Annotated in this window: 25 protein-coding genes; 16 read left to right on the forward strand and 9 right to left on the reverse strand. The window is 71.9% G+C overall.

Translation table 11 applies throughout. The features are described 5' to 3' along the window. Positions 1 to 70: 70 nt before the first annotated feature. A complete protein-coding gene (gene mscL / locus ACQPZ4_RS08375) occupies positions 71 to 523 on the forward strand; it encodes a large conductance mechanosensitive channel protein MscL (RefSeq protein WP_433057597.1) in 453 nt (150 codons plus the stop codon). 38 nt (positions 524 to 561) lie between these two features. Then, positions 562 to 909, forward strand: coding sequence for a DUF3099 domain-containing protein (locus tag ACQPZ4_RS08380; RefSeq protein ID WP_433057599.1), 348 nt, complete (start codon positions 562 to 564; stop codon positions 907 to 909). A gap of 765 nt (positions 910 to 1,674) precedes the next feature. On the opposite strand, the gene ACQPZ4_RS08385 is transcribed toward ACQPZ4_RS08380, so the two are convergent. Both ACQPZ4_RS08385 and ACQPZ4_RS08390 read right to left on the reverse strand, forming a co-directional pair. Continuing rightward, positions 1,675 to 2,538: a carbohydrate kinase family protein gene (locus ACQPZ4_RS08385; protein WP_433057601.1), complete on the reverse strand. Its 864-nt coding sequence runs from the start codon at positions 2,536 to 2,538 to the stop codon at positions 1,675 to 1,677. A 105-nt stretch (positions 2,539 to 2,643) separates the two neighbouring features. Beyond that, a complete protein-coding gene (locus tag ACQPZ4_RS08390) occupies positions 2,644 to 3,552 on the reverse strand; it encodes a pseudouridine-5'-phosphate glycosidase (protein ID WP_433057603.1) in 909 nt (302 codons plus the stop codon). Positions 3,553 to 4,072: 520 nt separating this feature from the next. Here ACQPZ4_RS08390 and ACQPZ4_RS08395 point away from each other — a divergent pair. Together ACQPZ4_RS08395 and ACQPZ4_RS08400 are read left to right on the forward strand one after the other, a co-directional pair. Further along, the gene (locus tag ACQPZ4_RS08395) at positions 4,073 to 4,351 is read left to right on the forward strand and encodes a DUF3039 domain-containing protein (RefSeq protein WP_433057605.1); all 279 of its coding nucleotides are present in this window, start codon (positions 4,073 to 4,075) and stop codon (positions 4,349 to 4,351) included. A 310-nt stretch (positions 4,352 to 4,661) separates the two neighbouring features. Beyond that, entirely contained in the window at positions 4,662 to 6,383 is a 1,722-nt protein-coding gene (locus ACQPZ4_RS08400; protein ID WP_433057607.1) for a DEAD/DEAH box helicase, read from the forward strand. A 292-nt stretch (positions 6,384 to 6,675) separates the two neighbouring features. On the opposite strand, the gene ACQPZ4_RS08405 is transcribed toward ACQPZ4_RS08400, so the two are convergent. After that, positions 6,676 to 6,909: a DUF7455 domain-containing protein gene (locus tag ACQPZ4_RS08405; RefSeq protein ID WP_433057609.1), complete on the reverse strand. Its 234-nt coding sequence runs from the start codon at positions 6,907 to 6,909 to the stop codon at positions 6,676 to 6,678. A 341-nt stretch (positions 6,910 to 7,250) separates the two neighbouring features. Beyond that, entirely contained in the window at positions 7,251 to 8,936 is a 1,686-nt protein-coding gene (locus tag ACQPZ4_RS08410) for an RNA polymerase sigma factor (protein ID WP_433057611.1), read from the reverse strand. A gap of 265 nt (positions 8,937 to 9,201) precedes the next feature. Here ACQPZ4_RS08410 and ACQPZ4_RS08415 point away from each other — a divergent pair, with 265 nt between their 5' ends. Next, a complete protein-coding gene (locus tag ACQPZ4_RS08415; RefSeq protein WP_433057613.1) occupies positions 9,202 to 9,999 on the forward strand; it encodes an inositol monophosphatase family protein in 798 nt (265 codons plus the stop codon). Positions 10,000 to 10,013: 14 nt separating this feature from the next. Here ACQPZ4_RS08415 and ACQPZ4_RS08420 read toward each other — a convergent pair whose 3' ends face one another. Continuing rightward, entirely contained in the window at positions 10,014 to 10,562 is a 549-nt protein-coding gene (locus ACQPZ4_RS08420; protein ID WP_433057615.1) for a LytR C-terminal domain-containing protein, read from the reverse strand. A 391-nt stretch (positions 10,563 to 10,953) separates the two neighbouring features. Here ACQPZ4_RS08420 and ACQPZ4_RS08425 point away from each other — a divergent pair, with 391 nt between their 5' ends. Continuing rightward, the gene (locus ACQPZ4_RS08425; protein ID WP_433057617.1) at positions 10,954 to 11,250 is read left to right on the forward strand and encodes a DUF4193 domain-containing protein; all 297 of its coding nucleotides are present in this window, start codon (positions 10,954 to 10,956) and stop codon (positions 11,248 to 11,250) included. A 147-nt stretch (positions 11,251 to 11,397) separates the two neighbouring features. After that, complete coding sequence (locus ACQPZ4_RS08430; RefSeq protein ID WP_433057619.1) at positions 11,398 to 12,228, forward strand: hypothetical protein; 831 nt, start codon at positions 11,398 to 11,400, stop codon at positions 12,226 to 12,228. Here the strand turns inward: ACQPZ4_RS08430 and ACQPZ4_RS08435 are convergent. After that, on the reverse strand, positions 12,207 to 12,677 hold the full coding sequence (locus ACQPZ4_RS08435; protein ID WP_433057621.1) for a DUF3093 domain-containing protein: 471 nt from the start codon (positions 12,675 to 12,677) through the stop codon (positions 12,207 to 12,209). The genes ACQPZ4_RS08430 and ACQPZ4_RS08435 overlap by 22 nt on opposite strands. 58 nt (positions 12,678 to 12,735) lie before the next feature. Here ACQPZ4_RS08435 and dut point away from each other — a divergent pair, with 58 nt between their 5' ends. The 4 genes from dut (at position 12,736) to ACQPZ4_RS08455 (ending at position 15,308) form a co-directional block, all read left to right on the forward strand. Beyond that, the gene (dut, locus tag ACQPZ4_RS08440; protein ID WP_433057622.1) at positions 12,736 to 13,209 is read left to right on the forward strand and encodes a dUTP diphosphatase; all 474 of its coding nucleotides are present in this window, start codon (positions 12,736 to 12,738) and stop codon (positions 13,207 to 13,209) included. Continuing rightward, positions 13,206 to 13,994, forward strand: coding sequence for a DUF3710 domain-containing protein (locus tag ACQPZ4_RS08445; RefSeq protein ID WP_433057624.1), 789 nt, complete (start codon positions 13,206 to 13,208; stop codon positions 13,992 to 13,994). Before dut ends, ACQPZ4_RS08445 begins: the two co-directional genes overlap by 4 nt. Before the next feature lie 160 nt (positions 13,995 to 14,154). After that, the gene (locus ACQPZ4_RS08450; protein WP_433057626.1) at positions 14,155 to 14,550 is read left to right on the forward strand and encodes an OB-fold nucleic acid binding domain-containing protein; all 396 of its coding nucleotides are present in this window, start codon (positions 14,155 to 14,157) and stop codon (positions 14,548 to 14,550) included. Positions 14,551 to 14,579: 29 nt separating this feature from the next. After that, positions 14,580 to 15,308 carry a DUF3159 domain-containing protein gene (locus ACQPZ4_RS08455; RefSeq protein WP_433057628.1) on the forward strand — a complete coding sequence of 243 codons (729 nt, stop codon included), beginning with the start codon at positions 14,580 to 14,582 and terminating at the stop codon, positions 15,306 to 15,308. Here ACQPZ4_RS08455 and ACQPZ4_RS08460 read toward each other — a convergent pair. Next, positions 15,305 to 16,003 carry a potassium channel family protein gene (locus ACQPZ4_RS08460; protein ID WP_433066385.1) on the reverse strand — a complete coding sequence of 233 codons (699 nt, stop codon included), beginning with the start codon at positions 16,001 to 16,003 and terminating at the stop codon, positions 15,305 to 15,307. The two genes, ACQPZ4_RS08455 and ACQPZ4_RS08460, sit on opposite strands and share 4 nt — an antisense overlap. Continuing rightward, on the reverse strand, positions 16,000 to 16,665 hold the full coding sequence (locus ACQPZ4_RS08465; RefSeq protein WP_433057629.1) for a potassium channel family protein: 666 nt from the start codon (positions 16,663 to 16,665) through the stop codon (positions 16,000 to 16,002). The genes ACQPZ4_RS08460 and ACQPZ4_RS08465 overlap by 4 nt, the downstream gene beginning before the upstream one ends. A 110-nt stretch (positions 16,666 to 16,775) precedes the next feature. Here ACQPZ4_RS08465 and ACQPZ4_RS08470 point away from each other — a divergent pair, with 110 nt between their 5' ends. Together ACQPZ4_RS08470 and ACQPZ4_RS08475 are read left to right on the forward strand one after the other, a co-directional pair. Beyond that, a complete protein-coding gene (locus ACQPZ4_RS08470) occupies positions 16,776 to 18,779 on the forward strand; it encodes an APC family permease (protein ID WP_433057631.1) in 2,004 nt (667 codons plus the stop codon). Beyond that, complete coding sequence (locus ACQPZ4_RS08475; protein WP_433057633.1) at positions 18,776 to 19,960, forward strand: class I SAM-dependent RNA methyltransferase; 1,185 nt, start codon at positions 18,776 to 18,778, stop codon at positions 19,958 to 19,960. Before ACQPZ4_RS08470 ends, ACQPZ4_RS08475 begins: the two co-directional genes overlap by 4 nt. Positions 19,961 to 20,002: 42 nt before the next feature. Here ACQPZ4_RS08475 and ACQPZ4_RS08480 read toward each other — a convergent pair whose 3' ends face one another. Beyond that, positions 20,003 to 20,773, reverse strand: coding sequence for an RNA ligase family protein (locus tag ACQPZ4_RS08480; protein WP_433057635.1), 771 nt, complete (start codon positions 20,771 to 20,773; stop codon positions 20,003 to 20,005). A 65-nt stretch (positions 20,774 to 20,838) separates the two neighbouring features. Between ACQPZ4_RS08480 and ACQPZ4_RS08485 the strand changes: the two genes are divergently transcribed. The 3 genes from ACQPZ4_RS08485 to ACQPZ4_RS08495 are packed head-to-tail and all read left to right on the forward strand — an operon-like array spanning position 20,839 to position 23,543. After that, positions 20,839 to 22,413, forward strand: coding sequence for a TROVE domain-containing protein (locus ACQPZ4_RS08485; RefSeq protein WP_433057637.1), 1,575 nt, complete (start codon positions 20,839 to 20,841; stop codon positions 22,411 to 22,413). A gap of 57 nt (positions 22,414 to 22,470) precedes the next feature. After that, positions 22,471 to 23,199 carry a type I 3-dehydroquinate dehydratase gene (locus ACQPZ4_RS08490; RefSeq protein ID WP_433057639.1) on the forward strand — a complete coding sequence of 243 codons (729 nt, stop codon included), beginning with the start codon at positions 22,471 to 22,473 and terminating at the stop codon, positions 23,197 to 23,199. Continuing rightward, positions 23,196 to 23,543, forward strand: coding sequence for a hypothetical protein (locus tag ACQPZ4_RS08495; protein ID WP_433057641.1), 348 nt, complete (start codon positions 23,196 to 23,198; stop codon positions 23,541 to 23,543). Before ACQPZ4_RS08490 ends, ACQPZ4_RS08495 begins: the two co-directional genes overlap by 4 nt. Positions 23,544 to 23,724: the final 181 nt, after the last annotated feature.

A 23,724-nucleotide genomic window follows, 5' to 3' on the forward strand; every position in this document is an offset into this window, starting at 1 on the left:
AGACCCTGTCACGCTGACAGGTAGAACGGCAACGGATGCGCGGGGACCCGACCGGTCGTAAGGTGCCTCTGTGCTGAAGGGATTCCGGGATTTCATCTCCCGTGGCAACGTCATCGAGCTCGCGGTCGCCGTCGTCATCGGCGCCGCGTTCACCAAAGTCGTCAACGCGTTCACCGACGGGTTCCTCACCCCGCTGATCAACTTGAGCGGCGGCATCGGGATCAACGACGCGCAGGGCGTACACATCGGAAGTCAGGTCCTCGATTGGCCCGGCTTCGTCAACGCCATCATCACCTTCCTGCTGACGGCGGCCACGGTGTACTTCCTCGTCGTCATGCCGATGAACAAGCTCGCCGAGCGCCGCAAGCGCGGCGAGGCACCGGAGCCCGCCGCGCCCAGCGACGAGATCCGCTTGCTCACCGAGATCCGCGACCTGCTCGCCACCGGTACCACCGAGCGCGACCGCGGCCCCGCCGGCGGCGGCCCCGGACCGAACGCTCCGGTCAAGCCCACCGACACCTGAGTCACCACATGCCACGTTCGCGTGGCAGACTCGAAGCAATGGCCCGCAGGGATCGCCCACAGCTGATCACCGACGCGGCGCGAAGCCCCGAACAGGAGCTTCGCGCCCGCGAGATCCGCTACGTGCTCATGATGCTCCTGCGCGCCGCCTGCGTGGTGGTCGCCGCCATCCTGGTGGCGACCCGCCCGCCCCTCCTGTGGCTGTGGCTCTCACTGTGCGTCGCGGGCGCGGTCTTCCTGCCGATGATCGCGGTCCTGCTGGCCAACGACGCCCCGGTACGCCCCGAGGCCCGCTTCCGCAACATGTTCCGCCGCCGCGAAACCTCCCACCCGGACCCGGGCCACGCCATCCCCGACCGCGAACACAAAGTCATCGACGCCGACTAACCCCGCGCGCCCGTACGCCGCGCCCGTTCGTCCCGGCTGTTCCGCGCCCGCACGCCGCGTCCTTCCCGCACCCGCACGCCGCCAGTGTCGCGTGTCGCCCCCGCCCTGCGCCCCGCACGTCGCGTCCGCGCGTCGCACCTGCTCGCCTGGTCCGCGCGTCGCCTCCATCCCGCGTCCGCACGCTGCGCGTGTCGCCCTGCCCCCGCCCCGCACGTCGCGCCCGCACGCTGCGCCCGCACGCTGCGCCCGCACGCTGCGCCCGCACGCTGCGCCCGCACGCTGCGCGTGTCGCCCTGCCCCCGCCCCGCATGTCGCGCCCGCACGTCGCGGCTGTCTCGCGTCCGCGCGCCGCGTCTGCATGCCCCCGAGGCGCCGCGTCCGCATGCCGCGTCCGCATGCCGCGTCCGCATGCCGCGTCCGCATGCCGCGTCCGTCCGCGTCCGCGTGCCGCGTCCGTCCGCGTCCGCGTGCCGCGCCCGCATGCCGCGTCCGCGTGCCGCGCCCGCATGCCGCGTCCGCGTGCCGCGCCCGCATGCCGCGTCCGCGCGACTCGCCCGCATGCCGCGTCCGCGCGACTCGCCCGCATGCCGCGTCCGCGCGTCGCGCCCGCATGCCGCGTCCGCGCGTCGCGTCCGTCCGCGTCCGCGCGCCGCGCCCGCATGCCGCGTCCGCGCGTCGCGCCTGTCCTGCGGTCGTGTGTGTCGCGCTCGCGCCGCCCGGACGTGCCGGTCGCGGCCGATCGCGGGGCCGGGCGTGCTGCGGCTTTTACGGGCGGCCGCCGAGTTTGGCCACCGCTCGGGCGCCCAGGTCGTTGCCCGCTTCCAGCGCTGCCTGCGGGGTTCCGCCGGCCAGCCAGGCCGTGAGGAAACCGGCGGCGAAGGCATCTCCGGCGCCGGTCGGGTCCACGATCGCCGCGAGGCGTCGGCCGGGCGCGGACGCGGTGTCGTTCGCGCCGGCCCAGGACGCGCCGGCCGCGCCTGACTTCACGATCACTCCGTCGGCGAGGTGGCGCAGGTCCGCCGGGTCGGCCGAGCCCAGGACGCGGGCCTCGTCGAGGTTGGCGAAGAGGAGGCTCGGGCGCGGTACCGATGACAGGAAGTCGGCACCCCCCAACTGCTCCAACGGCGCCGCCGACGCCGCGTCCAGGCTGGTCGTGAACCCCCGCCGCCGCGCCTCGGCCAGCGCGAACCGGCCCGCGGGCGCGCAGTCGGGGTCGAAGAGCACGTAGGCCGAGAGGTGCAGGTGGCGCAGGCCGGGCAGGTCCAGCGCCCGCTCCACGTCGGCGCGGGCGAGCAGGCGGTTGGCGCCCCGGTCGGTGAACATGGTCCGCTCGGCGTCCGAGGTCAGCACCACCACCGTGCCGGTCGCGACGCCGGGCACCCGGCGCACGCTGGTGGTCACCCCGGCCTGGTGCAGCTCGGCGAGGCGCGCGTCGCCCGGCTCGTCCTCGCCCGCGACCCCGGCGAACGCGACCGCCGACCCGGCCGCGGCCAGCCAGACCGCGGTGTTCGCGGCCGACCCCCCACCGGCGATCCGTACCGCCGCGATCGTGTCCGAGCCGATGGCGAGCGGCCCCTCGTGCACGGTGAGGATGTCGGTGACCACGTCACCAATCACGAGGACGCTCACCGCATCGAGCCCGGCGTGCGAATTTCCGCGGCGCTGCGTGTCAGCCGCGTTGGTGTGTGCGGCACGGGTCGGGGTCCCGGGGCGCGGGCGATCACGGTGCGGGGCTCAGATGGCCGCGGCGATGCGGGCGGCCAGGTCGGCGTTGCGCAGGATGATGCGCACGTTGACGTCCAGGCTCTTGCCCTCGGTGGCGGTGTGGAAGTGCGACAGGAGGTACGGCGTGACGTCCTTGCCTGTAATGCCCTCCCGCTCGAGCCCGGCCAGGCCCTCGTGCAGCACGCGGTCGTGCAGGGCCGGGTCCAGCTGCTCGTCGACCGGGAGCGGGTTGGCCACCACCAGGGCGCCGTGGTGCAGGTCGTGGCCCTGGGCGGCGCGGATGATCTCGGCGACCGCGGCCGGGCCGTCGGCGGACCAGTCGAGGTCGAAGCCGGCGTCGGTGAGATAGAAGCCGGGGAAGCGGCGGGTCCCATAGCCGACGACGCCGACGCCCAGGGTCTCGAGTCGTTCCAGCGTCGCGTGTACGTCCAGAATCGACTTCACGCCCGCGCACACGATCGCGATCGGCAGGCGGGACAGGGCGGTCAGGTCGGCGGACTCGTCGAAGGTGGTGGCGGCGCCGCGGTGTACTCCGCCGAGGCCGCCCGTCGCGAACACCGCGATGCCCGCCCGCACCGCGATCGCGGAGGTGGCGGCGACCGTCGTGGCGCCGTCGACGCGGGCGGCCGCGGCGGGGGCGAGGTCGCGTACGGACAGCTTGACCACGTCGTCCCGCTCGGCCAGGTGCTTGATCTCGTCGCCGGACAGGCCGACCACGATCTCGCCGGCGATCATGCCGATGGTGGCGGGCACGGCTCCGGCCGCGCGCACGGTCGCCTCGATCTCCTGGGCGACCCGCAGGTTGGCCGGGCGGGGGAGGCCGTGGGAGATGATGGTGCTCTCGAGCGCGACGATGGGGGCACCGCTGTTGCGGGCGGCCTCGACGTCGGCGCCGTACCGGATGACGTGGTTGATCACCAGCTCACGATAGCCGCCGGTGCCTGCCGGGCCGGGAGCGCGAGCATGGTTCGTCGCCTTGCCCACACCGCGCTTGTGGCCCGACACAGGTCGCCGCCGGTTCGCCCCGCATGCTCGCGCCGGTTCGCCCCGCATGCTCGCGCCGGTTCGCCCCGCATGCTCGCGCCGGTTCGCCCCGCATGCGCGCGCCGGGTCGCCACACATGCTTACGCCGGATCGTGCACATTCTCCGCGCGGGGGTTCCCCGCATGCTCGCGCGGAGTTGTGCACGTGCTCGCGCCGAGATGTGCACATGCTCGCGCGGAGTTGCGCACCTGCTCGCGCAGAGTTGTGCACGTGCTCGCGCCGAGTTGTGCACGTGCTCGCGCGGAGTTGCGCACCTGCTCGCGCGGAGTTGCGCACCTGCTCGCGCGGAGTTGTGCACATGCTCGCGCCGAGATGTGCACATGTGTGCGCCAGGTTGTCCACAGGGCGAAGGCGATGCGGGCCAATTTGGGCTGGGCCTGGCAGACTGGGGGGCGTGACGACCACTCCCGAGAACGGTGGCGGGACTCTCACCGACGAGCGCGTCGACGAGCAGACCAGCACCGATTACCGCTACGACGCCGGCGACCACGAGAAGTTCTCGCACTACGCGCCGAAGGACAAGATCATGCAGGCCATGATCGAGGGCACGCCGGTGCGGGCGCTGTGCGGGAAGCTCTGGGTGCCTTCGCGCGACCCGAGCCGGTTCCCCGTGTGCCCGGTGTGCAAGGACCTGTACGAGAACGTCGTCCAGAACGACGACCCGACTTCGTGACGTTCGGCTCGGTTCGGCGCATGGCCGGCCGATGCCCGCTAGGCTGTCAACGCCTTCGCGGTCCGCGCTGACGCGAGGGCGTTTTCATGCGTCTGCCCGGCCGAGATCATCCGCGCCGGGTCTTGCAGAACTGCAGCGCGCGCGGAGGGGCTCGCGCCGCCGGGTTCCGTGCGTGGCGCAGCGGTTCGCGCGGTGGGGTCCGCGCGTGATTCGAGGCCGCACGCCGCGAGTTCGGTGTGCGCGGATGAGGGACGGCGCGGTCCGGGAGTGGTTGCCGGGGCGTGGGAGACGTATCGGGGAGGGGTGCCGCATGCCGCCGCGTCCGGTGGTTCTGCAGCAAGGTCAGACGCTTCGGTTGTGGCAGCGCAAGGCCCTCATGGAGTATCTGCGCGGCAAGCGGGAGGACTTTCTCGCGGTCGCGACGCCCGGCGCCGGGAAGACCACGTTCGCGCTGCGGGTGGCGCTCGAGCTGTTCGGCGACGGGACCATTGACAACCTGACGGTGGTCACGCCGACCGAGCACCTCAAGACGCAGTGGGCCGAGGCGGCCGCTCGGGTCGGGATCGACCTGGATGCCGGGTTCCGGAACGCCGACGTGCACACGTCCACGGACTTCCACGGGACCGTGGTGACGTATGCGCAGGTGGGGATCGCACCGGCGGTACACAAGAGGCGAACGGTCACCCGGAGAACCCTCGTGGTGCTGGACGAGATCCACCACGCCGGGGACTCGAAGTCCTGGGGCGACGGGGTGAAGGCGGCGTTCGAGCCGGCCGTGCGGCGGCTGATGCTCACGGGGACGCCGTTCCGGTCCGACGAGAATCCGATTCCGTTCGTCGAGTACGAGCGGGGGGCCGACGGGATTCAGCGGTCGCGGTCGGACACCGTGTATGGCTACTCCGAGGCGCTGCGGGACGGCGTCGTGCGGCCGGTGATCTTCCTGGCGTACTCCGGGGAGACGCGTTGGCGCACGTCGGCCGGGGATGAGCTGTCGGCGCGGCTGGGTGAGCCGATGACGCAGGACCTCATCGCGCAGGCCTGGCGGACCGCGCTGGACCCCAAGGGCGACTGGATGCCGCAGGTGCTGCGGGCGGCCGACGCGCGGCTCAACAAGCTCCGCGCGGGTGGGATGCCCGATGCGGCCGGGCTGGTGATCGCGAGCGACCAGCAGAACGCGCGGGCGTACGCCAAAGCGATCCACGAGATCACCGGCGAGAAGGCCGTCGTCGTGCTCTCCGACGACGTGGGGGCGTCGGGGCGCATCGCCGCGTTCTCGGCGTCGCAGGAGAAGTGGATGGTCGCGGTGCGCATGGTGTCGGAGGGGGTGGACATTCCGCGGCTCGCCGTCGGGGTGTACGCCACGAGCGCCTCCACTCCGTTGTTCTTCGCGCAGGCCATCGGGCGGTTCGTGCGGTCCCGCCGGCCCGGCGAGACGGCCACGGTCTTCGTGCCGAGCGTCCCGCACCTGCTGGAGTTGGCCAGCGAGATGGAGGCCCAGCGCAACCACGTCCTCGGCGAGCCCAAGACGAAAGAGGGCTACGACGACGACGAGATGGACCGGGCCAACCGCGAGGAGAAGGCCAGCGGCGAGCTGGAGGGCACCTTCGAGGCCCTCGGCGCCACGGCCGAGCTGGACCAGATCATCTTCGACGGGGCGACCTTCGGCATGCCGGCGGCGACGGGTACGGCCGAGGAGGAGGAGTACCTCGGGCTGCCCGGCCTGCTCACCGCCGACCAGGTGACCGCGCTGCTGAACAAGCGCCAGGCCGAGCAGATGGCGGCCGAGAAGCGGCGCGCCCCGGCGGCGGCCCAGGCGGCGCCGGAGATCCCGCCGCAGCCGCGGACGGCGGGGGAGCGGCGCATCGAGCTGCGCCGGCAGCTCAACACCCTCGTCGCGGCCCATCATCACCGCACCGGGCTGCCGCACGGAAAGATTCACGCGGAGCTGCGCCGGCTGTGCGGGGGGCCGCCGAGCGCGCAGGCGACGATCGAGCAGCTCGAAGAGCGGATCGCCACCATTCAGACGCTCTGAGCCGAGCGCCTTTTGCCCGTTTTGTCCAACGGAGATCGCTGCGCAATTACGCGAAACGGAAATTTCGCCTGTCGGGGTATAAGTCCGATATGTCGCGGCGCGTCAGCGCCCGACATATCGCCCCCCGAGCACAAAGAAGCCCCCAAGGAGCACAGAGAGGCCCCAAGGGAGCAGCAAGAAGACCCAGGGGAGCAGCAAGAAGACCCCAGGGAGCACAAAAAAGCCCCAAGGGAGCACAAAAAAAAGACCGCAGGGGACCCCGAAGGGCCGCCCTGCGGTCGGCGTATTGGTCTCAGCCGGCCGAGAGTTCGGTGCCGCGCCAGGCGAAATCCGGGCTCACGGCGTACTCGACAGCAATCTTGACCAGCTGGTCGGCGTACTTGTTGGCGTGATGTCCACAGAAGATCAGATCGCCACCTTCGGCGAGCCGAACTCGAAGTTTCCCTGCCGCGTTGCAGCGGTCGCACCGTTCCTCGGCGGCGGGGGGCGCCGCCGTCTCCGGCGGCGGCGTGAGGGTCGGGGTCATCGCCTTCCTCCTCTGATCGTCACCGACGAACGCTTCCTTGCGTCGTTCACAGATGGTTCAACACCGTGGTGCCCGACATCGTTCCCACTGGCTGCGAGAGTGCGATGTCACATTTCTGTCGTGCCCGGCGGGGCGCCGGTCCCAACAGCCACCGAATACCCGCCACATGCTTCCTATCGCGCCAGGCTTGCGATCACAAGTGGGTTGGCGCGCCGCCACGGGTCTGTAATGCCCGCGGTGACCCGAAACACACCGAGCCGCCCCAAATGAGGCGGCCCGGGTTCGCGCAGAGCGAAAAACGATCGTTCAGTCAGAGAGGTCAGTCAGAGGTCAGTCAGAGGTCAGTCCAAGTAGTCCCGCAGCACCTGGGAACGCGACGGGTGACGCAGCTTCGACATCGTCTTGGACTCGATCTGGCGGATGCGCTCACGGGTGACGCCGTACACCTGGCCGATCTCGTCCAGGGTGCGCGGCTGGCCGTCGGTGAGGCCGAACCGCAGCCGCACGACGCCCGCCTCGCGCTCCGACAGCGTCTGCAGCACCTGCTGGAGCTGGTCCTGCAGCAGCGAGAAGGAGACCGCGTCGACGGCCACGACCGCCTCGGAGTCCTCGATGAAGTCGCCGAGCTGGCTGTCGCCCTCGTCGCCGATGGTCTGGTCGAGGGAGATGGGCTCGCGCGCGTACTGCTGGATCTCCAGCACCTTCTCCGGCGTGATGTCCATCTCCTTGGCCAGCTCCTCCGGGGTGGGCTCGCGGCCCAGGTCCTGGAGCAGCTCGCGCTGGATGCGGCCGAGCTTGTTGATGACCTCGACCATGTGCACCGGGATGCGGATGGTGCGGGCCTGGTCGGCCATGGCGCGGGTGATCGCCTGCCGGATCCACCAGGTGGCGTAGGTCGAGAACTTGTAGCCCTTGGTGTAGTCGAACTTCTCGACGGCGCGGATGAGGCCGAGGTTGCCCTCCTGGATGAGGTCCAGGAAGGCCATGCCGCGTCCGGTGTACCGCTTGGCAAGTGAGACGACCAGCCGCAGGTTGGCCTCGAGCAGGTGGTTCTTGGCCCGCTCGCCGTCGCGCGAGATCCACAGGAAGTCGCGGCGGCCCGGCATCTGCATCGGCTCGCCGGCGTCCTCGGCCGCGCGGAGGCGCTCGGCCGCGTACAGCCCGGCCTCGATGCGCTTGGCCAGCTCGACCTCCTGCTCGGCGTTGAGCAGCGGGACCTTGCCGATCTGCTTGAGGTAGGCGCGGACCGAGTCGGCCGAGGCGGTGAGCTCGGCGTCGCGCCGGGCCTGCTTGAGCGCCTCGGACTCGTCGTCGTCCCACGCGAAGTCGTCGTCGGTGGCCGTGGCCTCCGCGTCGGCCTCCGCGGCCTGGGTCTCCTCGACCGGCTCGTCGACGACGACGTCCTCGATCTCGGCGGCCAGGGCGGCGTCGTCGATCTCCTCGAGCTCCGGCTCGTCGCCGGTGGCGGCGGCCGGGTTCGCCGGGTCGCCGGCCTGAGCCGGCGACGCCTTGCCCGCCCCGGCGGGCGCGGCCTTCGCCGGGGCGGCCTTCTTCGCCGCCTTCTTGGCCGGCGCGGCCTTCTTCGCCGCCGCTGCGGCCGGAGCCGCGGCAGCGGGCGCGGCGGCAGCCGCGGCGGATGCGGTGGGCGCCGAGGGCGCGGCCTTCTTCACGGGCACCTTCTTCGCCGCCGCCGGTTCCGGTGCGGACTCGACGGCTGTGAGCGGCTTGGCGGCGGGGACCTTGCGGGCCGGAGCGGCCTTGGCCGTCGCCGCCTTGGACGCGGGAGTGGCGGAGCGGGCCGCGGCGACCCTGCGCCGGCTGTGAGCGGAGTCGTCGACCACGACGGTCACGCCCGCCTCGGCCAGGCTCCTCAGCAGCTTCTTGGCGTGCGCCGGGGTTACGTCTGCGGTGTCGACCGCCTGCGCGACCTCCGCCGACGTCAGGTGCCCGCCATTGTTGGCGGCACGCGCGATCAGCGTGTCGGCGAGGGAACGTACGTCAACGCTGGGCTGGTGAGCTGCTGTCACGAACGACCTTCCGGTGCGATGAGCGAGCGACGGCCGGTGCGGCCGGGTTCGCGCACGGCGCGGCCGTGCTGAGTGGCCGGGTTGCTTGTGGTGTGGCGCCCGCTTGTGCCGTGACTCCGGGCGGATTCACGAACGACAGCGGGCAGCGCGTGAATTGTAACGCTCTCTCGCCCCAACATCCCCTCTTGAGGGGGCGGGACGCGCGTCTTGTGACCGAACGGATGGGCTGTCGGGGTCTTTCCCGGCCTTTGCCAGGATGGTGACCATGGAAAGTCAGGCCGAACTCCTGGCCCTTGCCGTCTCCGTCGCCCGTTCCGCGGGCGACCTGGCCAATCGCATGCGAGCCGAGGGCGTCGACCCCGTCGCGACCAAGTCGACGGCGACCGATGTGGTCACCGCGGCCGACCGCGCGGTCGAACAACATGTGCGAGACACCCTGCAACACGTGCGTCCAGATGACACGGTACTGGGGGAGGAGTACGGCGGCGGCCAGGGCCACGCCGCCGTGCGCTGGATCCTCGACCCGATCGACGGGACCGTGAACTACCTCTACGGCCTGCCCCAGTACGCGGTCTCGCTGGCCGCCGAGGTGGACGGTGTCGTCGTGGCCGGAGTGGTGCGCAACGCCGCCACCGGCCGCGAGTGGACCGCGACCCTGGGCGGCGGGGCGTTCGCCGACGGCCGGCCGATCCGCGCCTCGGGCGAGACCGACCTCGGGCAGGCGCTGGTGGGGACCGGTTTCGGCTACGCCGCCGAGCGCCGGCTGCACCAGGCCCGCGTGGTGGCCGGCCTGATCGGGCACATCCGCGACATCCGCCGGTTCGGCGCCGCCTCGATCGACCTGTGCCTGGTCGCCGAGGGGAGCCTGGACGCGTACTACGAGAAGGGCCTCAACCCGTGGGACCACTCGGCCGGCGGCCTGATCGCGGCCGAGGCGGGCGCGCTGGTCACCGGGCTGGACGGCAACCCGCCCGGCGTCGACATGGTGATCGCCGCCCCGCCGGCCCTCCACGCCCACCTCCACGACCTGCTCAGCAAGCTGGACGCCGCCGGCGGCCCCTGAGCGCCCCTACCGGGCTAACCCTCGTCCTTGGCGCACGTGCCTTCAGGCAGTTCGGGGTTGCCCAGCTGGGCGATCGCCTGGTTCACCTCGGTCGTCGTCGGCAGCTGCTTGAACTTGCCGCCGAGGATGATCTCGACCTTGTCGTCCTGGCGGGCCTTGTCGAACTCCGGCCGGGCCTGGTCCAGGAAGTAGGCGCGCACGAGCCACGCCGCGCCGACCGTCGACGGGCCGAACCGGATGACCGCGACCACGTCGTTGATCTTGTTGGCCGGCGGGTTGGGGGCGGCGGTGACCACCTTCGCCTCCTTGAACCGGCGGCTCATGAAGTCGTTGGCCACGTCCGAGGCCACGCCCGCGCGGTTCGTGGCGTTGAAGATGGTGACCTTGACGTCCTCCTGCGTGGGCAGCTTCGCGTCGGCCATGACGGAGCCCTCGGCGCACTTGCTGGCGTCGGTGGACGGTCCGCCCTGCCGGTCCTTGATGACGGCGACGCCGACGACGATCGCCGCGGCGACAATGAGGACGCCTACCACCACGAGTGCCCTCACCCGCGCAAAACTCATGGTTCGCTCCCCGCGCCACGCTCAGATCGTGCTCTGTCACCAGAGAAGACGCTCTGGCTGCCGGAGAGGTTAGCGCCTGGCCGGGAGAACCGCTGAAGTCCCCACCGGCGATACCACAAAGTTCCCACTCGCCGTTGCGCTGGGACTCCCCACGGAATTCCTTGCCGGAGGGTATCGTTCCATCGCCGCAGGGCGGGGCCGGCGAGCGTGTGCGGGCCCGGCCGAGGCATGATCATTGTGTCGCCTCGGTCACAGTGGGAACAACTTTCCGCGTGCGGGCGTACAACAAACGCACGAGGGCGGTAAGGTACGCCGCCTTTGGACGTTGAAGACGACGTTGCTTCGGGCGCCCAACCTGACCGGCGACATGAAATTGGGAGTGTGAACACCGATGGCCACCGACTACGACGCGCCACGTCGCGACGAGGTCGACCTCGGGGAGGACAGCCTCGAGGAGCTCAAGTCCCGGCGTACCGACGCGCAGTCCGCGACCGTCGACGTCGACGACACCGAGATCTCCGAGAATTTCGAACTCCCGGGTGCCGACCTCGCCGACGAGGACATGACGGTCAAGGTCCTGCCGATGCAGTCCGACGAGTTCCGGTGCTCGCGGTGCTTCCTGGTGCACCACCGCAGCCAGCTGGCGGCGGAGCGCAACGGCGAGCTCATCTGCCGCGAGTGTGCCTGACCCTCCGGGTGACGGTCGTCACGCATGTGTACGGCGTGAAAAGGGCATCAGCAACGGCGGGTTCGCGCGGCACGAGTTGATCGCGCGGAACTGGCGCCGGCGTGCTTCAGTGTGAAGCGGCGACCGAAACCACTGCGGAGGTTCGAGATGGCCGAGCCGGTGCCCGCCGACGAGGCGGCCGAGAACGCGCCCGTCCAGCCGGAAGGGCAGGCCGGACCAGGAACACTGGCCGGCCCGGCGGACGAGGCGGAACTGTCCGAGGCGGTGGTCGCGCTGACCGGCGACGACGTGCCGGCCAAGGACCGCCGCCGCCTGCTGGGGCGCCTGGTGCGCCTCGAGATCGGCGAGCGCGGCGTGAAGGACCTGTTCCGGCCGCGCAAGGCGATCGGCTGGGTCACCGACTCGGTGACGCGGGTCGCCCCGCACATCCCGGTGCGCGACCTGGATACCCTGCGCGCGCATTACCCCGGCCTGGAGGGCGACGCCCTGGCCGAGCGGCTCATCCGCAACGCCTCGCGGGTCACGGCCGGCATCGGCGCGGCCGGCGGCGGGGTGGCCGCCGTGGAGTGGGTCGCGACACCGTCCCTGCTGTCCGCGCCCGTCCTGCTGGCGGCCGAGACCGTCGCGGTGGTCGCGGTGGAGATGAAGCTGATCGGCGAGCTGCACTCGGTGTACGGCCGACCGATCCCCGGCACCGGCAGCCAGCGCGCGATGGCGCTCGTGCAGGCCTGGGCCGAGCGGCGGGGCATCAACCCGCTGCGCGTCGGCGGCAGCGTGGCGGCCGCGATGGGCACCGCCCTGCGCAAGGAGCTGCGGGACCGGCTGCTCAAGCGCTTCGGGCGCAACCTGTCCACCATGGGGCCGTTCCTGACCGGCGCGGCCGTCGGGGGCTTCCTGAACCGCCGGGCGACGCTCTCGCTGGGCCAGGAGATCCGCAAGGACCTCCAGAGCGGCGATCAGCGCGTGATCGAGGCCTGAGCGGCTTCCCGGATCGCCGCCGCCAGGTCTTCCGGGTGGCGGCTGCTGATCAGCCAGTACGGCGTGGGGTCCGCCTCGTCGCGCACCTCGACCCGCACGGCGGGGCCGATCCAGGGCCGCTGCACGACGAATGCCTCGGGATCCATGTACGGACCGAGCAGGTCGCTCTTGTCCGCCGGGGTCACCGTGGTCACCTCACCGACGTACCGCAGCGGGATGTGCGCGTCGTCGACCCGCAGCTCCCCGTTGGACACCTCGATGCGGATGCGGCCCAGCGACCAGAGCCCGGCGACGGTCAGCGGCAGCAGCACCAGGTAGGCGATCCACGTCGCCGCACCGGGGGCGCCCAGCTTGACCTCGGCGGCCAGCGCCGCGGCGACGGCCACGGCGGGCAGCCACAGCCACCACGGCAGGCTGAGCCGCTCGCGGTAAGGGTTCGGCTGTGCCACACAGGCGAGGGTACGTGAACGCGCCCCGGGCGGAGGCGGCAGGATGGAGGGCATGGGGATGGACGTACTCGTGCGGCAGCTCGACCCGGGCCTGCCGCTGCCCGCGTACTCGCACCCGGGCGACGCCGGCGCCGACCTGTACGCGGCCCAGGACGTCGAGCTGGCGCCGGGTGCGCGGGCGCTGGTGCGGACCGGGATCGCGATCGCGCTGCCCGAGGGGTACGTCGGCCTCGTGCACCCGCGCTCCGGGCTCGCCGCGAAGATGGGCGTGACGGTCGTCAACGCCCCCGGCACGGTCGACGCGGGGTACCGGGGCGAAATCCTGGTGAACCTCATCAATCACGATCGAGTGATATCGGCGAAGATATCCCGGGGTGACCGAATTGCCCAGCTTGTGATCCAGCGCGTGGAGCGGGCACACTTCCACGTCGTCGAGGACCTTCCCGATACTGTGCGCGGAGCCGGTGGCCATGGGTCCACCGGCGGGCATGCCGGGCTCGTCCCGGCAGCGAACTTGGAGGCAGAGCAGTGATCTTCTCGCGCAACCGCGGGAGCGGCCGGCACGCCAAGTCGGACCCGCGCGGCTCGCAGGACCGGGAGAATCTCGAGCGCGACGACGACCTCGACGCGCTCGGGGACGACGAGCCGCACGCCGGCAAGTCGGAGCGGCCCCGCGGCCCGTACGACATCAGCGAGGCGCCCGAGGGCATCGCCCAGCTCGACCTCGGCTCGCTCAAGGTGCCCGCGGTCGAGAACGTCGAGGTGCGGGTCCAGGCCGACAACGAGGGCAAGATCCAGCAGATCCTCCTGGTCTTCGAGCAGAGCGCGCTGCAGCTGGGCGTGTTCGCCGCGCCGCGCAGCGAGGGCATCTGGGACGAGGTCCGCGCGGAGATCCGCAAGACGCTGTTCGACGACGGCGTGGCGGCGGAAGAGGTGACCGGGGAGTACGGCACCGAGCTGCGCGGCCGCGTGCGCGGTCCCGAGGGGCTGACCGACATCCGCTTCGTCGGCGTCGACGGCCCCCGCTGGCTCGTGCGCGCCGTCTTCCAGGGCCCGGCCGCGGTCGACCCGCAGGTCGCCCCACCGCTGCTGGAGTGCCTGCACAACCTGGTCGTCGAGCGTGGCCACGAGGCCATGCCGGTCCGCGAGGGCCTGCCGCTGCACCTGCCCAAGGAGGTCGCCGAGGCGGCCGAGGCCGGTCAGCAGCCCGGAGCCGAACCGGAGCCCGCCGGCGCGAACGGCACGAACGGTACGAACGGCACCGACGGTACGGGTGAGGCGCGCCGCCGCCCCTCGCCCCGCCCACGCCGCAAGTAGCCCGACCGAGCACCGGAACAGACCATGGCAAGGTGGCGGCGGATGGTAGCGCGTGCGCGCGTCCAAAGCCGTCACCAACGCCATATCGCATGCTGCGAAAAAGCGCGTACCGTTTTTCATGAGGGTGTCATGACAGCCGAGCGGGAGGGTGGCACCATTCATGGCCACGGACAGTGAGAACGCGGTCGAAGAGGGTCGTGGCCTGCGAAAGTTTCTTCGCCGGTTCACCGCGAGCGACTCCGAGCTCGAAGCCGAGGAGCTGCGCCACGACGCCAGGCAGTGCGGCAGCATGCAGGCGCTGAAGTGCCAGCGCGGGCAGATCGTGAGCCTCAAGGGCCGGCTCCGCACGGTGGTCTACACCCCGCGGACCAACCTGCCTACCCTGGAGGCGGAGCTGTTCGACGGATCCGACCTGGTCACGCTGGTGTGGCTGGGCCGTCGGCACATCGCGGGGATCGAGCCGGGTCGAGCGATCACGGCGAAGGGGCGCATCGCCGTACGGGATGGCCGTAAGGTGCTCTACAACCCGTACTACGAGCTCGACACGCCCCGCTGAGCGGGCTCGACACACCACGATGAGGGCGGATGCAGCCAGGAAACCCAGGTAGCCGGACCACCCCCGCCGAAAAGGGCGAGGAGGAGGAGCCGCTTCCCCCGTTCTCCGTGCAGATGGCCCAGCAGCTCGGCGGCGTGCGCGGACTGGTCGAGTCCAGCATCCCGATCACGCTGTTCATCGTGGTCAACTTCCTGGGCGACCACTTCGAGTGGTGGTCCCTGCAGACCTCGCTGATCATCGCCGTGGGCGCCGCCCTGTCGCTGGCCGTGTACCGCCTCGCCCGCCGCGAGTCGATCCGCCACGCGCTCAACGGCGTCTTCGGCATCGCCCTCGGCGCCTACATCGCCTGGAAGAGCGGCGACGCCAAGGACGTGTACCTGCCGGGCATGCTGCTCACCGTCGGCTACGTGGTCGGCATGCTCGTCTCGGTGGTCATCCGCCGGCCGCTGGTGGGCTGGCTCTGGTCGGTCACCCTGGACGGCGGCGGCACCCGCTGGTACGACAACCAGCGCCTGCGCGGGGCCTTCATGTGGCTGACCGCGCTGTGGGCGTTCGTCTACGCGCTCAAGCTCGGCGTGCAGATCCTCATCTACCGGGACACCAGCGCGGACTCCGACGACCTGCTGGGCATCGCCCGGCTGGCCCTGGGCTGGCCGCCGTACGCGCTGCTGGCCGCTCTGACCGTGTGGCGGGCCCGCCGCATCCTGCGCGACGAGCCCACCCCGGAAGCCGAGTCCCTCGAAACCAAGCCGCTTTAAGAACGGTTGCCGCGGGTCTTCTCGACGCTGTCCTCGCCGAGGATGACCTCGCGGACCGTGTCCTCCATCTCGGACGTGACCACGAACACCAGCTCGTCGCCGGCCTCCAGCGGGTCGTCCGGGGTGGGCACCAGCACCCGCCGGCCGCGCAGGACCGCGACCAGGGCCGCGTCGTGCGGGAGCGGGACGTCGCGGACCGGGTGCCCGACGTAGGGCGCGTGCTCCGGCAGGGTGATCTCGACCAGGTTGGCCTCGGACTGCCGGAAGGTCATCAGCCGGACCAGGTCGCCGACCGACACCGCCTCCTCGACGAGCGCCGCCATGAGCCGCGGCTTGCTGACCGAGACGTCGACGCCCCACTGCTCGTTGAAGAGCCACTCGTTCTCGGCGCGGTTGATGCGGGCGACCACACGCGGTACCGCGAACTCGGTCTTGGCAAGGAGCGAGACGACCAGGTTGACCTTGTCGTCGCCGGTGGCCGCCACGACCACGTCGCAGGAGGACAGGTCGGCCTCCTGCAGGCTCGACAGCTCGCAGGCGTCGGCGAGGATCCACTCGGCGGCGGGCACCCGCTCGGGGCGCACCATCCGCGGGACGCGCTCGATCAGCATGACGTGGTGGCCGTTGTCGACGAGCTCCTTGGCGATGGAGCGGCCCACGTTGCCGGCCCCGGCGATCGCGATGCGCATGGTCAGTGTCCCCCTTCGGGCGCCGCGCCGGTGACCTTCGTCACGGAGGCCGCGAGCTCGTCCGTCAGCAGCATGAACGCCAGGTCGCCGTCCTGGATCACGGTCGACTCGGTGGGCAGCATGGCCAGGCCGAAGCGCATCAGGTAGGCCAGCCGGGCGCCGCTGCGGGCCTCCAGCTGGGCGACGGTGTGGCCGATCCAGTCCGGGTGCATCGGCACCTCGACGATCGACACGGTGCTCGTCGGGTCGCGCCAGACCTCGACGTTGCCCTCGGGCACCAGGTGGCGCAGCATCCGGTCCGCGGTCCAGCGCACGGTCGCCACGGTCGGTATGCCGAGGCGCTCGTAGACCTCCGCGCGCTTCGGGTCGTAGATGCGGGCCACGACCCGCTCGACGCCGAAGGTCTCCCGGGCCACGCGGGCCGAGATGATGTTGGAGTTGTCGCCGGACGAGACGGCGGCGAACGCGTCGGCCCGCTCGATGCCCGCCTGCAGCAGGACGTCGCGGTCGAAGCCGACCCCGGTGACGGTCGTGCCGTGGAACTCCCCGCCGAGCCGGCGGAACGCGTCCGCGTCGACGTCGATCACCGCGACCGTGTGTCCGCGCTGCTCGAGACTCTGCGCCAGCGTGGAGCCCACGCGGCCGCAGCCCATGATCACGACGTGCACGTCCCCGCCCTTCGTGTCCTTCGTTGTTCGCGGTCGGTTCGTCACGAGGATGTCATGCGGGGGCCCGACCGGTGCAACGGGAGGCGGCCCTGCCCGTACGCTTACACGTCGTGGCCAGTCCCACCTCCCTCATGAAGCGGCTGCTCCTGGGCCGACCGTTCCGCTCGGACCGGCTGAAACACACGCTGCTGCCCAAGCGCATCGCGCTGCCCGTGTTCGCCTCGGACGCGCTGTCGTCGGTCGCCTACGCGCCCGACGAGATCCTGCTGACGCTGTCCATCGCGGGCGCCACCGCGCTGACGATCTCCCCGTGGATCGGCCTCGCCGTCGCGGTGGTGATGCTCACAGTCGTCGCGAGCTACCGGCAGAACGTGCACGCGTACCCGTCCGGCGGCGGCGACTACGAGGTGGCCACGGTCAACCTGGGTCCGCGCTTCGGCGTGGCGGTGGCCAGCGCCCTGCTCGTCGACTACGTGCTGACCGTCGCCGTGTCGACCGCCTCCGGGGTGGCCAACCTGGGCTCGGTCGTGCCGTGGGTGGCGACCCACAAGGTGGCCATCTCGATCATCGCGATCGCCATCCTGACCGCGATGAACCTGCGCGGCATCCGGGAGAGCGGGGCGGCGTTCGCGATCCCGACGTACGGCTTCATGATCGTCATGATCGGGATGGTCATCACCGGCTTCTTCAAGATCTTCGTGCTCGGCGACGACCTCAAGGCGCCCAGCGCCGACCTGGTCATCCACGCCGAGCACACGAACATGAGCCAGCTCGCGATGGGGTTCCTGCTGCTGCGGACGTTCTCCTCGGGCTGTGCGGCGCTCACCGGCGTCGAGGCCATCTCCAACGGCGTGCCCGCGTTCAAGGAGCCCAAGAGCCGCAACGCCGCCACCACGCTGCTGCTGCTCGGTGCGATCTCGATCACCATGCTGCTCGGCATCATCCTGCTGGCCAACAAGACCGGCCTGCAGTTCGTCGAGGACCCGAGCCAGATCGCGAGCGGCCCGGCCAACTACGTGCAGAAGACGGTCACCACCCAGCTCGGGCAGACGGTGTTCGGGGCGGGTTCGATCATGCTGTACATCGTCGGCATCATCACCGCGCTCATCCTGTTCCTGGCGGCGAACACCGCGTTCAACGGCTTCCCGGTGCTCGGCTCGATCCTCGCCCAGGACCGCTACCTGCCCCGCCAGCTGCACACCCGCGGCGACCGGCTGGCCTTCTCCAACGGCATCATCCTGCTGGCCCTGGCCGCGATGGTGCTGATCATCGGGTTCAACGGCGAGGTCACACGGCTGATTCAGCTGTACATCGTGGGCGTCTTCGTGTCCTTCACGCTCTCCCAGGCCGGCATGATCCGGCACTGGAACCGCCTGCTGCGAACCGTTCGCGACCGGCAGGCCCGCAACCGGATGATCCGGTCCCGCACGATCAACATGGTCGGCCTCACCCTCACCGGCGCCGTGCTGATCGTCGTGCTCATCACCAAGTTCCTGCTCGGCGCGTACATCGCCATCATCGCGATGATCGTCATCTACTTCCTGATGGTCGGCATCAAGAAGCACTACGACACGGTCGCCCGGGAGCTGGAGCCCTCCGAGGTGCGCCCGGTGCTGCCGGCCCGCAACCACGCCGTCGTGCTCGTCTCGAAGGTGCACCGCCCGACGCTGCGGGCCGTCGCGTACGCGCAGGCGACCCGCCCGGACTCGCTGACCGCCCTCACCGTGAACGTGGACGACCACGACACCCGGGCGCTGCAGGAGGACTGGGAGCGGCGCGGCATTCCGGTGCCGCTGACCGTGGTGGACAGCCCGTTCCGGGAGATCAACCGGCCGATCCTGGACTTCGTGCGCAGCAAGCGCCACGACTCGCCGCGCGATGTGGTGACGGTGTTCATCCCGGAGTACGTCGTGGGCAAGTGGTGGGAGCACCTGCTGCACAACCAGAGCGCGCTGCGGCTCAAGGGGCGGCTGCTGTTCGAGCCGGGGGTGATGGTGACGTCGGTGCCGTGGCAGCTCTCCTCGATCGGCGACGTGGACATCGACCGGCTGGACGCGACGCTGAGCCGCGGCCCGAAGCGCGGCCCCCGGTCGTCGGCGACCCCGGACGCGTGATCTTGGAACAGCTCGAGTTGGAGATCGGCTCGGTCGCGCACGGCGGGTTCTGCGTCGCCCGCCACGAGGGGCAGGTCGTGTTCGTGCGGCACGCCCTGCCGGGGGAGCGGGTCCGCGCCGTGGTCACCGAGCGGCGCAAGGGCTTCCTGCGCGCGGACGCGGTGGAGGTGCTGCTGCCCTCGCCGGATCGCGTGATCCCGCCGTGCCCGTTCTCCGGGCCGGGCGCCTGCGGTGGCTGTGACTGGCAGCACGTGGCCTGGCCGGCGCAGCGGGCGCTCAAGTCGCAGGTGTTGATCGAGCAGCTGACGCGGCTCGCCGGCATTTCGGATTTCTCGGAAATATCCGATCTGGTGGAGCCGCTCCCCGGCGGTCCGCTGTCGTGGCGCACGCGGGTGCAGTACGCGGTCGACGGCGAGGGCCGGGCCGGCTTCCACCGCGCCCGCTCGTCGGACGTGATCCCCGTCGACCGCTGCCGCATCGCCCACCCCGCGATCCAGGCCCTGCCGATCCTGGACGAGGCCTGGCCGGCGGGGTCGACGGTGGAGGCGACGGCCACGTCGGCCGGCGACACCGCGGTGGTCACCCGCGCGTCGCGCACCGGCCCGCCGACCGGGGCCGTGCCGCAGGTCCGCGAGCAGGCCGCCGGCCACGAGTGGCGGCTCGACGCGGGCGGCTTCTGGCAGGTGCACCCGCACGCGGTCGCGGCGTTCACCGAGGCGGTACTCGAACAGCTCGCGCCCGAGCCCGGCGAGCGGGCCTGGGACCTGTACGGCGGCGCGGGCGTGTTCGCGGCCGCCCTCGCGCCGCTGTGCGGGCCGGTCACCGTCGTCGAGTCCGACCGGCGCGCGGTCGCGGCCGGGCGCCGGGCGCTGCGGGACCTGACCAACGTGACCTTCGCCCGCGGGGACGTCGCGCAGGTGCTGGCCAACCCCGGCTGGCGGCGGGTCGACCTGGTCGTGCTCGACCCGCCGCGCTCGGGCGCCGGCCGCGCCGTGGTGGAGGCGATCGTGGCCCGCACGCCGCGGGCCGTGTCGTACGTCGCCTGCGACCCCGCCGCGTTCGCCCGCGATGTGCGGACGTTCGGCGAGCTGGGCTACGAGCTGACCGGGCTGCGCGCCTTCGACAGCTTCCCGATGACCCAGCACTTCGAGACGATCGGTCGCCTCACCCCGGCGCGCTAACGGCGCTTGAGCCCCGGCGCTAACGGCGCTTGAGCCCCGGCGCTAGCGTCGCTTGAGCGTCCGCGCGTAGTCCTGGAAGCGGGCCTTGGCGATCACCTTGCGGTCCGGGGAGCGGAACACGATGCCCTCCGCCCGGCCGCCCGCGCGCTCGTCCAGTGCGACCAGCGTGGCCGGCAGCCGCTCGGCCAGCAGCGCCTGCATGTCAGCGATCGACTCCGGGAGGGCGTCGGTGCGAAACAGCCTGGGTGCGAGCTCGAGACCGGCCTCCGCGGCCAGCGTGGCCAGCTGCTCCTCGGTGGCGTACGGCTGGCCGGCCGCCTCCCGCCAGGCCGAGATCTGGGCCTGCGGCCAGGTCAGCGCCTGCTCCCAGTCCGCCAGCAGCATCACGTCGAACAGGCGCCAGCCGAAGCGGGCCGGGTCCGTCGTGTACTGCTTCGCGGCGCCGCCGACCTTGCCGCCGTACAGCTCCAGGAAGTAGACGTGCACGCCGCCCGGGTGGCCCGCGACCAGGCGGTCGGCGACCGGGCGGAGCTGCTCGACGATGCCCTGGGCCGGGTTGCCGATCAGGTCGCCGCGGGCGAGGAGGAGCTCCTCGCGGGAGCCGATCAGGTAGTTGCCGTCCGGGAGCAGGACGAGGCGGCTGTTGGTGCCGTCGACCTTCTCGGTGGCGATGACGTCGCCGGGGAACGCGGCCGCGGACTCGAGCAGGCCGCCGTTGCGCGGGTCCAGCTCGTGGTACGTCGGGATCGACGGGTACTTCGTCAGCGAGTTCACTGCCCGGAGGTCCGCCGCGCGCAGGTCGAAGCGAGTCATCGGGCCAGCATGCGGCAGCGAAAACCGGTCGGGCACCCCATTTACGAAGTCCTACGGTCCTCGGCATGGCAAAGCTCAACGTCCGGAAGGTACGCGCCGCGATCGGCCTGGGCCCGATCGCCGGCCCGAGCCGCGTGGCCGGGCCGACCCACGAGGGCGGCGCCGGATATGCCCGGGACCTCAAGTCGGAGCTGTTCCTGCTGGCCGTGACCAACATGGTCGGCGAGCAGACGTTCTACGAGCCGGCGGCGGACCGCGACGCCCGCTACGCCGGGCTGGTGCGCGCGGCCGCGCTCGCCGATCCCGCGTGGACGGCGCGCTTCCTCGCGTGGCTGCGGACCGGCGCGAACATGCGCACGGCGGCGGTCGTCGGGGCGGCCGAGTTCGTCCACGGCCGGCTGGCCGCGAAGGCGCCCTCGACCGGCGAGAACCGGCGGGTGATCGCCGGCGTGCTGCAGCGGGCGGACGAGCCGGGGGAGCTGCTGGCGTACTGGATGTCGCGCCACGGCCGCGCCGTGCCCAAGCCCGTCAAGCGCGGCATCGCCGACGCGGTGCAGCGGCTCTACACGGAGCGGAACCTGCTCAAGTACGACACCGCGAGCCACGCCTTCCGCTTCGGCGACGTCGTCGACCTCACCCACCCGGCGCCGGTCGCGCCGTGGCAGGGTGACCTGTTCGCGTACGCGCTCGGGCGCCGCCACGGCCGCGAGGACCTGGCGGTGCCGGCGTCGCTGCCCGTGCTCGCGGCGAACGAGCGGCTGCGCGCGGACGCGGCGGCCGACCCGGGCGTGCTGCTCGACGCCGAGCGGCTCAAGGCGGCCGGGATGACGTGGGAGGACGCGCTGTCGATGAGCGGCGGCACGGGCCTGTCCAAGGCGGCGCTGTGGACGGCGCTGCTGCCGTCGATGGGGTACATGGCGCGGCTGCGCAACCTGCGCAACCTCGACCAGGCCGGGGTGGCCGACGACGTCGCGGCCCAGGTCGCGGCCCGGCTGGCGGACCCGGGGGAGGTCGCGCGGTCGCGGCAGCTGCCGATGCGCTTCCTCTCGGCGTACCGGGCGGCACCGTCGCTGCGCTGGTCGTACGCGCTGGAGCAGGCCCTGACCCAGAGCCTGGCCAACGTGCCGGCGCTGCGCGGGCGCACGCTCGTGCTCGTCGACACGTCGGGCTCGATGCACGCCGGGTTCTCGCGCGACGGCACGCTGATGCGCTGGGACGCCGCGGTCGTGTTCGGCATCGCGCTCGCCACGCGGTGCGCGGACGCGGACGTGGTCTCGTTCTCGACCGGCTCGACCGTGTTCAAGCTGCGCACGGGCGAGTCGGTGCTCAAGGCCATCGAGCGCTTCCGCGCGGAGGGGCACTTCCACGGCGGCGGCACCAACACCGCCACCGCCGTGCGCAAGCACTTCAAGCGGCACGACCGGGTCGTCATCCTCACCGACGAGCAGGCGTCCTACGACGGTTCGGTTTCGTCGTCGGTACCCCCAGAGGTTCCGATCTTCACGTGGAACCTCGCGGGCTACCGCTTCGGCCACACGCCCGCGACGGCCGGCCGCTGGACCTTCGGCGGCCTGTCCGACGCCGGCTTCGGGATGATCCCGCTGCTGGAGGCCGGGCGCGACGGCACCTGGCCGTTCTGATGGCCGTAGACTCCCCCTGTCCGAGCGGCCCTGTCCGATCGGCAGGGGGAGTCTTCAGTGCCAACGCAGACGCTGCGCGAGCGGCTGACCGGCGGTCCGCCGCTGGTCGCGGTGAGCTTCGGCGACGAGGACGCCGCCGGCCACGCGGCCCGCGCCCGCGCGCTCGGCGTCGACCTGGCCGAGCTGCGCATCGACTGGCACCGCAGCGCCGACCCGGCCGACGTGCTGGCCGCGATCGCGCCGTTCCGCGCCGCGGGCCTGCCGACGCTGGCCACGATCCGCTCCAAGGCCGAGGGCGGGTACTGGTCCGGCGACGACCCCGCCCGCCTGGCCCTCTTCGAGGCCGTCCTGCCCGAGGTGGACGCGGTCGACATCGAGCTCTCCTCGGCCGAGATCCTGCCGGGCGTGGTCGCGGCCGCGCGCGCCGCCGGCCGCCCGGTCATCGTGTCGCACCACGACTTCGAGAAGACCCCCGGCGACGACCGCCTCGCCGCCACCGCCGAGGCCGCCCGCGCCGCCGGGGCCGACCTCGTCAAGATCAGCACCATGGCCCACGACGCCGGCGACCTGAAGCGGCTGGCCGGCCTGCTGCTGCGGTACGACTCGATGATCGTCATCGCCATGGGCCACGAGGGCGCCGCGTCGCGCGTGTTCTTCCCGCTGCTCGGCTCGCGCATCACGTACTCGGCGATGGGCGGCCGCCCCGCACCCGGCCAGCTGCCGTTCGAGGAGACCGCGCGGCTGCTGACGGCCTTCTCCCCGACCTACGCGGGGAAGCGCTCATGACCGACGAGGAGACCGAGCCGCGCCGCCGCGACCCGCTGCGCGCCCTGCGCCGCACGATCGCCCAGACCACGGTCGTCTTCACGATCCCGTTCGTCGTCGCGATCGGCCGCGCCGCGTTCGGCGCCACCAGGCTGAAGATCGACCGCACCCCGGCCGACTGGACCGTCTGGGGCATCGGCGTCGCGCTGATGGTCGCCGCCTCGGCCCTGGCCATCCAGTCCCTGCGCGGCAAGGCCCCGGCGTCCCTCGGCGACCGCGCGGCCTGGCTGGCCGGCGCCCTGTGGCTCCTGGGCCTCGTCTTCGCCATCGTGTACTCCCAGATGGTCCCCGCCCCCACCCGCTGAGCCGGCACTCCGGCCGGCGTGGTCCGCCGCGGCGGCCGGACGTTCGCCACGCCCGGCGCGGCGGCCGGACGTTCGCCACGCCCGGCGCGGCGGGCGGACGTTCGCCACGCCCGGCGCGCGGTCGCGGCGGTGACGGCGGGTGGGTGCGGGCCGGGCAGTGGCAACGCCGCGCCCGCCCGCT

Origin of the sequence: Dactylosporangium sp. CS-033363 (assembly GCF_050942475.1) — a bacterium.
GTDB lineage: Bacteria > Actinomycetota > Actinomycetes > Mycobacteriales > Micromonosporaceae > Dactylosporangium.